At 70.6% G+C, this 12,796-nt stretch carries 12 protein-coding genes; 7 read left to right on the top strand and 5 right to left on the bottom strand.

The genetic code is table 11. The features are described from left to right. Positions 1-116: 116 nt before the first annotated feature. The gene (locus ACWEFL_RS23380) at positions 117-983 is read right to left on the bottom strand and encodes an alpha/beta fold hydrolase (protein WP_451715847.1); all 867 of its coding nucleotides are present in this window, start codon (positions 981-983) and stop codon (positions 117-119) included. A 432-nt stretch (positions 984-1,415) separates the two neighbouring features. On the opposite strand from ACWEFL_RS23380, the gene ACWEFL_RS23375 reads away from it, so the two are divergent. Continuing rightward, entirely contained in the window at positions 1,416-2,513 is a 1,098-nt protein-coding gene (locus tag ACWEFL_RS23375) for a S1 family peptidase (protein WP_451715845.1), read from the top strand. 211 nt (positions 2,514-2,724) lie between these two features. Here ACWEFL_RS23375 and ACWEFL_RS23370 read toward each other — a convergent pair whose 3' ends face one another. Together ACWEFL_RS23370 and ACWEFL_RS23365 are read right to left on the bottom strand one after the other, a co-directional pair. Then, a complete protein-coding gene (locus ACWEFL_RS23370) occupies positions 2,725-3,819 on the bottom strand; it encodes a winged helix DNA-binding domain-containing protein (protein ID WP_451715843.1) in 1,095 nt (364 codons plus the stop codon). Positions 3,820-4,049: 230 nt separating this feature from the next. Continuing rightward, positions 4,050-4,472, bottom strand: a complete 423-nt coding sequence (locus ACWEFL_RS23365) for a VOC family protein (RefSeq protein ID WP_451715840.1) — start codon at positions 4,470-4,472, stop codon at positions 4,050-4,052. A 159-nt stretch (positions 4,473-4,631) separates the two neighbouring features. Here ACWEFL_RS23365 and ACWEFL_RS23360 point away from each other — a divergent pair, with 159 nt between their 5' ends. After that, the gene (locus ACWEFL_RS23360; protein WP_451715837.1) at positions 4,632-5,633 is read left to right on the top strand and encodes a helix-turn-helix transcriptional regulator; all 1,002 of its coding nucleotides are present in this window, start codon (positions 4,632-4,634) and stop codon (positions 5,631-5,633) included. Between the two features lie 295 nt (positions 5,634-5,928). Continuing rightward, complete coding sequence (locus ACWEFL_RS23355; RefSeq protein WP_451715835.1) at positions 5,929-6,798, top strand: esterase/lipase family protein; 870 nt, start codon at positions 5,929-5,931, stop codon at positions 6,796-6,798. Positions 6,799-6,844: 46 nt separating this feature from the next. On the opposite strand, the gene ACWEFL_RS23350 is transcribed toward ACWEFL_RS23355, so the two are convergent. After that, complete coding sequence (locus ACWEFL_RS23350; RefSeq protein WP_451715832.1) at positions 6,845-7,849, bottom strand: lytic polysaccharide monooxygenase auxiliary activity family 9 protein; 1,005 nt, start codon at positions 7,847-7,849, stop codon at positions 6,845-6,847. 281 nt (positions 7,850-8,130) lie between these two features. On the opposite strand from ACWEFL_RS23350, the gene ACWEFL_RS23345 reads away from it, so the two are divergent. Beyond that, a complete protein-coding gene (locus tag ACWEFL_RS23345) occupies positions 8,131-8,559 on the top strand; it encodes a pyridoxamine 5'-phosphate oxidase family protein (protein ID WP_451715829.1) in 429 nt (142 codons plus the stop codon). Between the two features lie 386 nt (positions 8,560-8,945). On the opposite strand, the gene ACWEFL_RS23340 is transcribed toward ACWEFL_RS23345, so the two are convergent. Further along, entirely contained in the window at positions 8,946-9,632 is a 687-nt protein-coding gene (locus ACWEFL_RS23340) for a response regulator (RefSeq protein ID WP_451715970.1), read from the bottom strand. Positions 9,633-9,760: 128 nt separating this feature from the next. Here ACWEFL_RS23340 and ACWEFL_RS23335 point away from each other — a divergent pair, with 128 nt between their 5' ends. Genes ACWEFL_RS23335 through ACWEFL_RS23325 form a run of 3 tightly spaced genes read left to right on the top strand, consistent with a single transcriptional unit; the run spans position 9,761 to position 12,795 of the window. After that, positions 9,761-10,744, top strand: a complete 984-nt coding sequence (locus tag ACWEFL_RS23335; RefSeq protein ID WP_451715827.1) for a Bug family tripartite tricarboxylate transporter substrate binding protein — start codon at positions 9,761-9,763, stop codon at positions 10,742-10,744. After that, entirely contained in the window at positions 10,741-11,298 is a 558-nt protein-coding gene (locus ACWEFL_RS23330) for a tripartite tricarboxylate transporter TctB family protein (RefSeq protein ID WP_451715824.1), read from the top strand. Before ACWEFL_RS23335 ends, ACWEFL_RS23330 begins: the two co-directional genes overlap by 4 nt. Before the next feature lie 3 nt (positions 11,299-11,301). After that, on the top strand, positions 11,302-12,795 hold the full coding sequence (locus ACWEFL_RS23325) for a tripartite tricarboxylate transporter permease (protein ID WP_451715821.1): 1,494 nt from the start codon (positions 11,302-11,304) through the stop codon (positions 12,793-12,795). Position 12,796 lies beyond the last annotated feature (1 nt).

Genomic DNA, 12,796 nt, shown 5'->3' with positions numbered 1-12,796 from the left:
CCGGTGGGTCCGACCGGTGGTTTCGTGCGGCGGTTCCATGCGCTGGTTCCGTGCGCCGGAGAGAGAGTGGGGCTCACAGGGGCGGCGGTTCCCTCACCGCCGAGGGGCCCGCGGGCTCACTCGTCCAGCAGCCAGGTCAGGACGCGGGGGAGTGCGTGGAGCGCGTCGAAGTGCGCGGCCGCCGGTTCGAGTACCGCGGTGGCGCCGGGGATGCGCTCCGCCAGCCAGCGGGCGTGCCCCACGGGGGAGAAGACGTCCTTCTCGCCGTGCCAGATCATCACCGGGCCCTTGATGTCCGCCGGGTCGAAGCCCCAGGGGCTGCAGAACGCGAGGGCGTCGTCGATCCAGCCGTACGCCGACGACTTCAGCGCCTCCTGGTAGTTGCGCAGCAGCATCGACCGGACGCCCGCGTCCGCGACCACCATCCGGTCCGAGTCGGTCAGCTCTCTGCGCAGTTCGTCGAGGAGCCGGATCGGATCCCGCCGGATCTCGGCCGAGCGCACGATGAACCGCTCGGTCAGCCCGGCGGGGTCGTCCACCGCGGAGGTGTACGCGAGCACATTGGACGCGGCCATGCCCTCGAACCAGTCGAGGCCGTCCGCGTCACGGGGCGCGAGGGTGACCAGCGCGGCGGTCCGGGTCACCCGGTCGGGCATCAGGGCGGCGCAGGCCAGCGCGTGCGGCGCGCCGCCCGACCGGCCCACCACGGCGAAGCGCTCCAGCCCCAGCTCGTCCGCGATCGTCCGGACGTCCTGGGCCACATCCGCGACGCTCCGCCCCGCCAGCCGGTCCGAACCGCCGTAACCGGGACGGTCGTACGCGATCAGTTGCGTACGCCGCTGGTACAGCACCATGCCCCGTGGAGCCGGACCCAGTCTGCTGCCCGGTGTGCCGTGGAGCAGGAAGACCGGCTTGCCGCGCGGATCCCCCAGCCTCTCCACCATCAGATGCCGCCCGTCCGCCGCGCGCACCCGACGTCGCACCCCCGCCCCCTTCGCCACATGTGCCCCCTAAAGGCACGCGCCATGAGCCATTGGCATTCCCCGGCCACTTGATGATTACCCATCGGCGGGCCCGACCGGCCCTCGCTTTGTCATCACTTGGAGGCACTTTCGAATGCCTTCGGCGCGCACACGGTGGAACTGCCCTTCGTCCGCCGGTCCGGGAGGGGCGAGAACAAGACAGGTCCAGTCCTCACACGACGGCCAACTCAGGTCGCGGACCGTGTTCGCAAGAGGGATGAGCCGATGTGAACGCGGTTGGTGAGAGCGGAGTGAACGACTGTGTCTCGTGGCGTCCCCGTCCTGAACTCGGCCTTGTGCACGCTCGATCGGCCTCGGAATAGTGGACGCTCGATCCTCCGTGTCCGCCTGGCCCCCACGCGCGCGGAACACGGCCCCCACAGGAGGTAGAGCGTGCGACACCGACGAATACCCAAACGGAAACTGGCCATCACAGGCGGTGCGGTGATAGCCGTGATGGCGGCCGGCCTCACTTTGCAGACTGCGAACGCGAGCGTCGAAGCCCAGTGGTTCGCCGCCGAACCACTGTCCGCCACAGCGGCCGGAAATCTCGTCTCGGCCCTCGACGACGACCTGGGCTCCGACGTCGTCGGCGCGTACTACGACGCCGAGGCCGAGGCGCTGGTGGTCAATGTCGTCGACCAGGCCGCGGTCGACTCCGTGCGCGCGGTCGGCGACAAGGCCAGAGTCAGGGCCCGTGTGGTGGAGAACACCCGTGCCGAGCTGACGAGCGCCCGGCAGACCCTCACCGCCAAGGCGACCATCCCCGGCACCTCCTGGGCCGTCGACCCGGTCACCAACAAGGTCGTCGTCACCGCCGACAGCACGGTGAGGGGCGAAGCCTGGAACAGGCTCGGCAAGGTGGTGGAAGAGCTGGGCCACAAGGCCGAACTGAGGCGCTCCGAGGGCGAGTTCACCCCGTACCTCAGAGGCGGCGACGCCATCCACAGCGGTGGCGGACGCTGCTCCCTCGGCTTCAACGTGGTCAGGAACGGCGTGCCGCACTTCCTCACCGCCGGCCACTGCGGTCGGTCGGGCAGCACCTGGGCGGGCACGCGGGGCGGCGCGGCGATCGGGCGGATGACGGACTCCCGCTTCCCCGGCGACGACTTCGCGCTCGTGCGCTACACATCCGGCGCGCGGCAGCCGAGTGAGGTCAACCTCTACAGCGGCGGCACCCGGCGTATCACCGGGGCCGCCGAGGCCACGGTCGGCATGCCGGTGACGCGCAGCGGCTCCACGACCCGTGTGCACAGCGGCCAGGTCACCGGATTGGACGCCACCGTGAACTACGGCAACGGAGACATCGTCCACGGTCTCGTCCAGACCTCCGTCTGCGCCGAGCCCGGTGACAGCGGCGGCTCGCTCTTCTCGGGCGACAAGGCCATCGGCCTCACCTCGGGCGGCAGCGGCGACTGCTCCTCGGGCGGGGTGACGTTCTTCCAGCCGGTGACGGAGGCGCTCCGGGCCTACGGAGCCAGGATCGGCTGACGCCGGCGCCGTACGCCCGGCTGCCGTGCCCTTTCTGTCCGCTCCGCCGTCGGTTTCCGTCCGGCGCTGCTCACGCCCGGCGCTGCTCACGCCCGGCCCGCTTCCCGGCGGGCCGGGTCCGGGTCGCGGACCCTTCGCCGCCCAAGGGCGGCGAAGGGCGTTCATGGTTCGCGGACGGTCGCGTCGAGTCGGGAACCAGGTCGCGTGATCGTCAGCTTTCGGTGTCGAGTCGGACGTGATCGATGCCTTCGTCCAGAAAGGTGATCAGGTCCTGCGCTTCGGCGTGGACGGCTTCCTGTTCCAGGGCGGTGAGGGGGCGTAGGGGACTGATGCGCAGGCGGTGGTCGCGCACGGTCCAGGTGGCGGTGACGCGTCCGTCGACCAGGACCACGCGATGGCCCGCGACGGACAGACCGAGGTGGGCGGCGTCGATGACGCGGCTGCGGTCGTGGTAGCCGAGGATGGCGTTGTCGAAGGCCGGGAGGAACCGGACGGGGGCCGGGGTGTCGGGGTCGGGGCGGGGTGCGTCGGGCAGATCGAGCAGTTCGCGGCCGCGTTCGTCGCGGAAGACGACGAGTTCATCCCGGGCGGCTTTGACCGTGGCGGGAAGACCGGCGAGGCCGCACCAGGCGCGCAGGTCCGCGCTGGCGGCGGGCCCGTAGGCGGCGAGGTAGCGGCGTAGCAGCTGCTGCCCGACGGGATCGCCGTCCCCGGCGGGCAGGGGGTCGACGTCCCGTCGCAGCCAGGCGGCCAACGGCAGATTGCGTACGCCGGCGGTCTGGCGCCAGAGGCCGCGGGGCGGGAGTTGGGCCATCGGGATGAGGGCGGCGACGAGCAGTTCGCCCAGGGCCCGGCGTGGTGGGCCGGGCCAGCGGTCTTCGACGGCTCGTACGAGTTCGCTCATGGTGCGGGGCTGCTCGTCGGCCATGACCGCGCGGCCCGCGGCGGCGACCTCGTCCAAGTCGATGCCGGCCAGTTCACGTCGGTAGGCGCCCAGCGCTCGCTGGCGCAGCATGGTGTCATGGCGGGCTCGCCAGGCGAGGGCGTCGTCGGAGGTGACGAGGTGGACGGTGCGGCGCATCAGGTGCGTCCGCACCACGGTGCGATCCGTCAGAGCGTCGTCCAGTCGCCCGGGTGTGAAGTCGGCGAGGCGGGACCACAGCCCGATGAACGGTTCCTGGGGCTCCTGCGCCTGTAGGCCGCACAGATGGGCCACCGCCTCGGGCAGGGATGTGCCGCCGCGCGTCAGCAGGTGTTGGCGGGCGAGGGTGGCGCGGTTGAGGGCGCGGCTGTCGAGCACGGTCATGGCTTCAGGCTCCGGTCTGCTCGTGGGTTGTATGCCCGTCTCGGCCGAACGCCATGGTGGCCAGGCAGTCGGCGCTGACTTCGATGCCGGTCCGTTCCGGTTTCCGCATCCGCACGGTGACCCGTTTCCCCTCTGTGTTGTCGATGCTGTACGTGTCCGGTGCCCGCGCCGTCCGGGCGTGCGTACGGCCGCGGCGGCCCGGACGGCGCGGAGATGTCGGCCGGGCCGGTTCAGCCGTTGTAGGGGGCGGTGACGTCCAGAACCCAGGTGACGCCGAAACGGTCGTCGAGCATGCCGTACAGCGGCGCCCACGGCGCGGGCTCCAGCGGGCGCACGATGGTCGAGCCGTCGGCGAGCTTGCCCCACAGGGCGCTGATCTCCTCGGCGTCGTCACCGCGCACGGAGACGAAGAACGGGTTCTCGCCCCGGTTCCAGGGCAGATTCGAGGGAACGTCGTAGGCCATGACGTGGAAGCCGTTGTCGCCGGTGACCTCGCCCCACATCACCCAGTCCGCCTCGCTCTCGTCTTGCACGGCGCCCGCGTCCTTGTAGGTGACCGCGACAGTGCGTCCACCGAAGACGGACTGGTAGAAGTCCAGCGCCTCACGTGCGGTGCCCCGGAAGTTCAGGTGAGTGGTGGTCGTGACGGACATGACGTGCTCCTTGCCTCGCGTGACGAATGGCGCCGCCCGCCCGGCACGGGCCCGGTGGCGGTTGCCGCGACCGGGAGCGGTGCCCCCGGACGGCTCGTATGCCACCCTGCCTGCCATAGAGGACAGGATGTGTCCTGTACCGCGGGAAGAATGGGGGTCATGCGGAAAACGTCCTCCAGGCTGCTCGCGCTGCTCTCGCTGCTGCAAACGCGGCGTGACTGGTCCGGCAAGGAGCTCGCCGAGCGTCTCGACATCGCCGCACGCACCGTGCGCCGCGACATCGACCGCCTGCGCGAACTCGGCTATCCCATCACGACCGTCAAAGGACCGGCCGGAGGCTACCGCCTGGAAGCCGGCACGCATATGCCGCCCATGTTGTTCGACGACGGCCAGGCCGTCGCGCTGGCCGTCGCGTTGCAGACCGCGGCCGCCGGCACCACTGTCGCCGAGGACGCCGCTCGCGCTCTGGCCACCCTGCGCCAGGTCATGCCACCCCGCCTACGGCGCCGCATCGACCTGCTGCGCGTCACCGCCGTTCCACCGTCCACGGCCCGCGACGCCCCTCGGGTCGACACCCGGGTCCTGGCGGAGCTGAGCCGCGTCATCGACGCCCGCGAGGAGGTGCGCTTCGACCACGCACCGGGCCCGAGCGCCTCGGCCGACGACGTCCGCCGCGTGCAACCCCACCATCTGGTCACCTGGCGTGATCGCTGGTACCTCGTGGCCTGGGACCTCGACCGCGAGGACTGGCGCACCTTCCGCGTCGACCGCATCCGGCCCCGCACCCCCACCGGCCCCCGCTTCGCCCCGCGGGTGCTCCCCGGCGGCGATGTCGCCACCTTCGTCACCAGCCGATTCCGCGGCAACGACGGCGCCACCACCGACTGGCCCTGCCGAGGCGAAGTCGTCCTCCACCTCCCCGCCGCCGAGGTCGCGCCCTTCGCCGCGGACGGGATCGTCGTGGAACTCGGCCCCCACCGCTGCCGGCTCACCCTCGGCTCCTGGTCATGGACCGGCCTCGCCACCGCTGTCGGCCGCTTCGACGCCGATATCGAAGTCCTCGGCCCACCCCAACTGGCCACGGCGTTCAGGGACCTGGCCGCCCGCTACGCCCGCGCCGTACGCACCACGGGGACCGAGACCGGTCGTCCGACGCGGTGACGACGCGGTGACGACGCCGTGAGGGCGCGGTGAGGGGCGCGGTGAGGACGGAACGCGCCGCGCCCCTCAAGCCGTGCGCGCCTCCCGGACCGGCCCGGCACTCGGCCGGGCGTGGCCCGAGAACGCGGAAGCGGTTCGCACGGACGGCCGTGTCCGTCCGGTCGGTCCATCGCTGACGCGAACTCGGTTTTTACCGACGCGTAACTTCCCAGCCTTGGTTACTCGTGCGTAGCTTGTCGTGTGCATCACATGTTCAGTCGTCGCTACTCCCCTTGAGCCGCAAGGAGACTGCTCGATGCCGCCCTGGAAGCGCGTTCTCCGACCACTGGCAGCCCTGCTGCTGGCCACCGCCGTCGGCCTGCACCCCGCAGCCACCGCCACCGCCGCTCCGACCGCCGCCGGCCCCCGCAGCGGCTGGAACGACTGGTCCTGCGAGCCGTCCGCCGCCCACCCCCGCCCGGTCGTCCTCGTACACGGAACCTTCGGGAACTCGATCGACAACTGGATCGGCCTCGCCCCCTACCTCGTCAGGCGCGGTTACTGCGTCTACTCCCTCGACTACGGGCAGCTCCCCGGCGTGCCCTTCTTCCACGGCCTCGGCCCCATCGACGAGTCCGCCGGGCAGCTCGGCGTCTTCGTCGACAGGGTGCTCGCCGCGACCGGTGCGGCCGAGACCGATATCGTCGGTCACTCCCAGGGCGGCATGATGCCGCGTCACTACCTCAAGTTCCTGGGCGGCGCCGACAAGGTGAACGCGCTCATCGGTCTCGGACCCGGCAACCACGGGACCACCCTGTCGGGCCTCACCCGACTGCTGCCGTACTTCCCCGGCGCCGAGGACCTCATCGAGTCCACCACCCCGTCGCTCGCCGACCAGCTGCCGGGCTCCGACTTCCTCGGAAAGCTCAACGAGGGCGGGGACACGGTGCCCGGAGTGGCGTACACCGTCATTACCACCAAGTACGACCAGGTGGTCACCCCGTACCGCTCACAGTTCCTGACCGGACCGAACGTCAGGAACGTCGTCGTCCAGGATCTGTGCCCCCTCGACCTGTCGGAGCATCTCGCGATCGGTCTCTTCGACCGGATCGCCCACCACGAGGTGGCCAACGCCCTCGATCCGGCGAGGGCCACCACGACGAACTGCGCGTCCGTCTTCGAGTGACGGACGCGCAGTTCCACCGCTGCCGCGGCGCGGGGTGGGGGGAAGGTCAGCGGCCCCGGCCGCCGACCGCCCTGCGCCGCGCGGTGCCGAACATCGCCGCCGCGCCGATGGCGAGAGCCACGGCACCGCCCATCGCGATGTACGCGGTATTGCTGTCGCCGCCGGTCTCGGCGAGGTTGTCGCTGCCGCCCTTGGCCTCGGGGGCGTTGCCCGGGGTCCCGGCGACCGCGTCCGCACCGGAGTCACCGGAGTCACCGGAGTCACCGGAGTCGGCGGACTTGGCGACGTACTCGGCGTTCCGCTTCACCTCGGCCGGGCTGTCCCCGCCGTGTCCGCTGTGGTCCACCGAGGACTTCGCCGCGCCCTTGGCGATCTGTCCCTCGGAGGGGGCGGCCGCTGCCGCCGCGCCGCCGGTGCCGCCGCCGAAGACCACGTCGGAACAGGTGTAGAACGCCTCGGGGGAGTCGGAGCGCTGGAGTATGGAGAACACCAGGTGCCGGCCCGTCCTGTTCGGCACGGTGCCGTTGAAGACGAACGAACCGTTCTCCAGTGTCGGGTTGGTCACCGACGCGAACGGCTGCGACTCCAGGTCCGACCACTTCAGCGGCTTCGTCGGGTCGTAGCCGTCCTTGGTGATGAACAGCTCCATCGTGCCCTTGTGCGGGGCGGTGGCCCGCCAGCGGAACGTACGCTCACCGGCCGTCAGATTGGTGCTCGGCCAGTCGGTACGGGGGACGTCGAGACCCCGGTACTTGTCACGGCCCGCGCTGCACAGCTTGCCGTCCGGGATCTTGCTCTTGTGAGCCCCGGCCACGTCCCCGATGTTGACCTCGTTCCAGTCGTACAGCGGCTGGGTGCCGCCCGCCGCCACGAGAGCCTTGCACGCGTCGGTGTCCGGGCTCTCCGGGCCCTCGGCGTAGCATCCTGCGATGCGGCTGACCGGGTCCGTCATGGAACCGTGGGCGGCGGCCGGAACGGCCGTGAGCCCGGCCAGCGCCAGCGGCGCGAGACCGAGGGCGGCGACCATGGTGACCTTACGGCGAGCGGTCATGGTGACGATCTCCTCAAAACGGGCTTTGTGGGGGTCCAGGGCTGGTCCGAACGGGCGGCGCGACCCGTGTTCACCTCTTGCGCCGCTGGTTCGGACCAAGCCCCGGCGAGCAGAAAGTTAGCCGTTCGACGCCCTGAAATCGCCTGTCGGAGCGGGAAGACCGTGTTCCTTATCCTTGCTTTAAGGAGGCGCTAAGCACGGGCTGAGGTAGAGGCCCCCCGAGCAGTGGGCCACCCGCCCGTGCGCACGCCGATCGAATCGACGCGAGCGAAGGAGTCACCGTGGCCCTGACCCGGGAAGATCGTGAGCAGTTCCTGGCCGAGCCCCATATCGGCGCCCTGTCGGTGGACGCGGGGGAGGAGGGGCGGGCGCCCCTCACCGTGCCCATCTGGTACCAGTACGCACCGGGAGGCGACCTCTGGATCATGACGGGCCCCGACTCCCGGAAGGCCCGGCTGATCGCGCGGGCGGGCCGGTTCTCCCTGATGGCCGACCGGCTGGTACCCACCGTCCGGTACGTCGCCGTCGAGGGCCCGGTCGTCGACACGGCCCCGGGGACCCGTGAGCTGCTGGTCGAGATGGCCTCCCGCTATCTCCCGGCCGAGAAGGTCGCCGGGTACATCGCCTTCGCCGAGAAGGAACACGGCGAGCAGGTGGTCATCACGATGCGCCCGCAGCGCTGGATCAGCTCGGACCTAGGCCGCTTCTGATGGATCTTGCTGGGCTCGCGTGCCCTGGCACCGCGCCTCGCCGCGTTGTCGTCGGTCGCCTATGGCCCCCTGGGCCTGACGGCCCGGGAGGTACCCCCACCGCATGGACTCCCTCCTCCGCCTTGCGATCCACGGCACCAGACCCCGCTCACTGATCCAGCCTGATCCATCAGAAACGGCCTAGGCGAGAGCTGAGCCCCACGGCCCCGCCGCCGCAGCTCTGCCGCTACACCCCGGCGGGCGCGCACCACCGGCGGGCGCGCACCAGGAGAACGCGCGCCCGCCACGTGCGCCAGACGGCTCCGCCCGCCCGGCGGCATGCGCCCGTACGCCCGCGCCGGGGCCGCCGCCCGCCTCAGACGTACGGCGGGGCCCGCCGCCCGCCCTCAGCCGCCGATGAGCCGGTACCGCCGCTCCGGCCGCCCGGTCCCCCCGTACCGCAGGGTCACCTCGACCCGCCCCGTCTCCACGAAGTACTCCAGATACCGCCGCGCGCTCACACGGGAGAGTGAACCCGCCACCGCGCACTCCGACGCCGACAGATCCCCGGAGTGCTCGCGCAGGACGCGCTCCACCAACTCCGCGGTATGTGCGGCGAGACCCTTCGGCAGCTCCCTGGAGCCGGGCGGGCGGGTGCCGAAGATCTGGTCCACGTCCTCCTGACGCGCCTCGCCCAGCCGCTCGAAGCGGGAACGCAGCGCGGCCACATGACGCAACTGCTCCTGAAGAGCCGTCTGGTTGAACGGCTTGATCAGATAGTGCAGCGCGCCCGCCCGCAGCGCCGCCCGCACCAGCCCCGCGTCACGGGCGGCCGTGATGAAGAGCGCGTCGACGCTCGCACGCGTCTCGTCGCGTTCCTCGGCCGCACGCAGCTCACGCAGCACACTGAGCCCGTCCATATCGGGGAGATAGATGTCGAGCAGGACGAGATCCGGCCGCGACCGCTCCGCCGCACGGAGGGCTTCTGCCCCGTTATGGGCCACTCCGACGACCCGGAACCCCTCCGTGGCCGACACATAGCGGCTGTGCAGCTTGGCGACCATGAAGTCGTCATCCACCACCAGCACATTCATCACGGGATCACGCTAGGGCGCGACCACAACGACCACAACGTCCGTTGATTCCGGAAGAGAGACACTTCGTTAACGCACAGGCAACATGTGGGCCACCTCACACCTTCCCCTACCGAAAGGCGGCCCACGTGCGATTGCGCACTCCCCTCGCCCTGCTCGGGGCGGCGTTGCTGGTGATCGTGGGGCCGCCCCTGCTCGACACCGGCGGCGACTCCGACACCGGCACCCAGATCCCCGGTCTGCGGTTCATGGTTCCCAACACCCCCGGCGGGGGCTACGACATCACCGCGCGCACGGCGGCCAGGAACGCCGAGGACGCCGGGCTGACCCACAACATCGAGGTGTTCAACCTGCCCGGAGCGGGCGGCACCGTCGGACTGGCCCGCCTGGTGAGCGAACACGGCAACGGCCGGCTCGCCATGTCCATGGGCCTCGGCGTCGTCGGAGCCGTACACACCAACAAGGCCCCCAAGACGCTCTCCGACACCACCCCGATCGCCCGGCTCACCGAAGAGCAGGACATCGTGGTCGTCTCCAAGGACTCCCCGTACAAGACCATCCAGGACCTGCTCACCGCCTGGAAGAAGAACCCCGGCAAGCTGCCGGTCGGCGGGGGTTCCTCGCCGGGCGGGCCCGACCACCTCGCGCCCATGCTGATGGCCCAGGCCGCCGGGATATCCCCCAAGACCGTCAACTACATCGCCTTCGACGGCGGCGGCGAACTGCTCTCCTCCATCCTCGGCAACAACGTCGCCTTCGGCGTCTCCGGCGTCGGCGAGTACCTCGACCAGATCAAATCCGGCGAGCTGCGGCTGCTCGCCGTCACCGGCCCCAAGCGGGTCCCCGGCCTGGACGCCCCCACCCTCCGCGAAGCCGGGCTCGACACCGAGTTCACCAACTGGCGCGGCATCGTCGCCCCGCCCGGGATCTCCGACGCCGAGCGCGAAAAGCTGATCACCCTGGTCGAGAAGCTGCACGCCTCCGACGAGTGGAAGGAGTCGCTGACGAAGAACGGCTGGAGCGACGCCTTCCTCACCGGTGAGAAGTTCGGTGACTTCCTCAAGGAGCAGAACAAGCGCGTGGACACCGTGCTGAAGGAGTTGGGATTGTGAACTCGCAGGAAACTCCCACCTCGCAGTCGGCGGAGACCTCCGTCCGATCGGCCGGTCCCGGCCGGTCCTGGCTGCGCGAACACTCCGAACTCGGCGTCAGCGTACTGCTGCTCGCCCTCGGGGTACTGGTCCTCTCGGACGCGCTCACCATGGACGTCGACATCACCCAGCGCGGCCCCGTCGGCCCCAAGACCGTGCCCGTCGTCATCGGCATCGGCCTGCTGCTCGTCGCCCTGCTGCTCGCCGCCGACGTCCTGCGCGGCGGACGCGGAGAGGCGGAAGGCGGCGAGGACGTCGACCTGAGCGAACCCAGCGACTGGCAGACCGTCCTCCTCCTCACCGGGGTCTTCCTCGCCTTCGCCGTGCTCATCGGCCCGATCGGCTTCCCCATCGCCGGCGCCCTGCTCTTCTGGGGCGCCGCGTTCGCCCTCGGCAGCAGGCACTTCACCCGCGACCCGCTGATCGCCTCCGTGCTCTCCCTCTTCACGTACTACGTCTTCAACGACCTGCTCGGCGTTCCCCTGCCGGGCGGCCCGCTCATGGGGGTGCTGTAGCCAGTGGACTCATTCAATCTGCTCCTCGACGGCTTCGGCACCGCGCTGACCCCGATGAATCTCCTCTGGGCGGCGGTCGGCGTACTGCTCGGCACCGCCATCGGCGTACTGCCGGGCATCGGTCCGGCCATGGCGGTCGCCCTGCTGCTGCCCGTGACCTACGGGCTGGAGCCGACCGCCGCGTTCATCATGTTCGCCGGCATCTACTACGGGGCGATGTTCGGCGGCTCCACCACCTCCATCCTGCTCAACACACCAGGGGAGAGCGCGGCCGTCGTCGCCGCGATCGAGGGCAACCCCATGGCGAAGTCGGGGCGCGGCGCGCAGGCTCTCGCCGCCGCCGCGATCGGCCACTTCGCCGGCGGCATAATCGGCACGATCCTGCTCGTCGCCCTCGCCCCCAAGATCGCCGAACTCGCCGTCGACATCAGCTCGGCCGACTATTTCGCCATCATGGTGCTGGCCTTCATCGCGGTCACCTCGGTCCTCGGCTCCTCCCGTATCCGCGGCCTGGCCTCCCTGCTCATCGGCCTCACCATCGGGCTCGTCGGCGTCGACCAGGCCGGCCAGCAGCGGCTCACCTTCGGCTCGCTCCAGCTCGTCGACGGCGTCGACGTCGTCATCGTCGCGGTCGGACTCTTCGCCATCGGCGAGGCGCTCTGGGTCGCCGCCCATCTGCGCCGGAACCAGGGCGCGTCCATACCCGTCGGCCGCCCCTGGCTCGCCAAGTCCGATGTACGCCGCACCTGGAAGTCCTGGCTGCGCGGCCCCGCCATCGGCTTTCCCTTCGGGGCGATCCCGGCGGGCGGCGCGGAGATCCCGACCTTCCTGTCGTACGTCACCGAGAAGCGGCTGTCCAAGCACAAGGAGGAGTTCGGCAAGGGCGCGATCGAGGGCGTGGCGGGACCCGAGTCGGCGGCGTCCGCCTCCGCGGCGGGCACCATGGGCTCGCTGCTCACACTCGGCCTGCCGACCACGGCCGTCGCCGCCGTGATGCTCGCCGCGTTCCAGCAGTACGGCATCCAGCCCGGACCGCTCCTCTTCGAGCGCGAGCCCGACCTCGTCTGGGGCCTGCTCGCCTCGCTCTTCATCGGCATGGTGCTGCTGCTCGCGCTGAACCTGCCGCTCGCCCCGGTCTGGGCGAAGCTGCTCCGCATCCCCCGCCCGTACCTCTACGCGGGAATCCTCTTCTTCGCCGGCGTCGGCGCGTACGCCGTCGGCGGCGAAGCACTCGATCTCGTCATCCTGCTGATCATCGGTCTGATCGGCTTCGGGATGCGGCGGTACGGACTTCCCGTGCTGCCCGCGGTAATCGGAGTGATCCTCGGTCCGGCCGCCGAACTGCAGATGCGCCGCGCGCTCCAGATCAGCGACGGCAGCTTCTCCGGTCTGTTCAACACGGCCTTCTCGGTCACGGTGTACGCCGTGATCCTCGTCCTGCTCGCCTGGCCCTTGTTGAAGAAGCTGATCATGCGCCGTCGTCAAGCATCGGTGTGAA

The organism is Streptomyces sp. NPDC004838 (genome assembly GCF_053600955.1).
Note: the sequence above shows the minus strand (reverse complement) of the source record. Positions and strands in the feature narration are given on the sequence as shown.

Excerpts from the sequence above, each read along its gene's own strand:
- ACWEFL_RS23355 (WP_451715835.1), top strand. The coding sequence starts at position 5,929 with ATGCCGCCCTGGAAGCGCGTTCTCCGACCACTGGCAGCCCTGCTGCTG.
- ACWEFL_RS23340 (WP_451715970.1), bottom strand. The coding sequence starts at position 9,632 with ATGAATGTGCTGGTGGTGGATGACGACTTCATGGTCGCCAAGCTGCAC.
- ACWEFL_RS23350 (WP_451715832.1), bottom strand. The coding sequence starts at position 7,849 with ATGACCGCTCGCCGTAAGGTCACCATGGTCGCCGCCCTCGGTCTCGCG.
- ACWEFL_RS23360 (WP_451715837.1), top strand. The coding sequence starts at position 4,632 with ATGCGGAAAACGTCCTCCAGGCTGCTCGCGCTGCTCTCGCTGCTGCAA.
- ACWEFL_RS23365 (WP_451715840.1), bottom strand. The coding sequence starts at position 4,472 with ATGTCCGTCACGACCACCACTCACCTGAACTTCCGGGGCACCGCACGT.
- ACWEFL_RS23370 (WP_451715843.1), bottom strand. The coding sequence starts at position 3,819 with ATGACCGTGCTCGACAGCCGCGCCCTCAACCGCGCCACCCTCGCCCGC.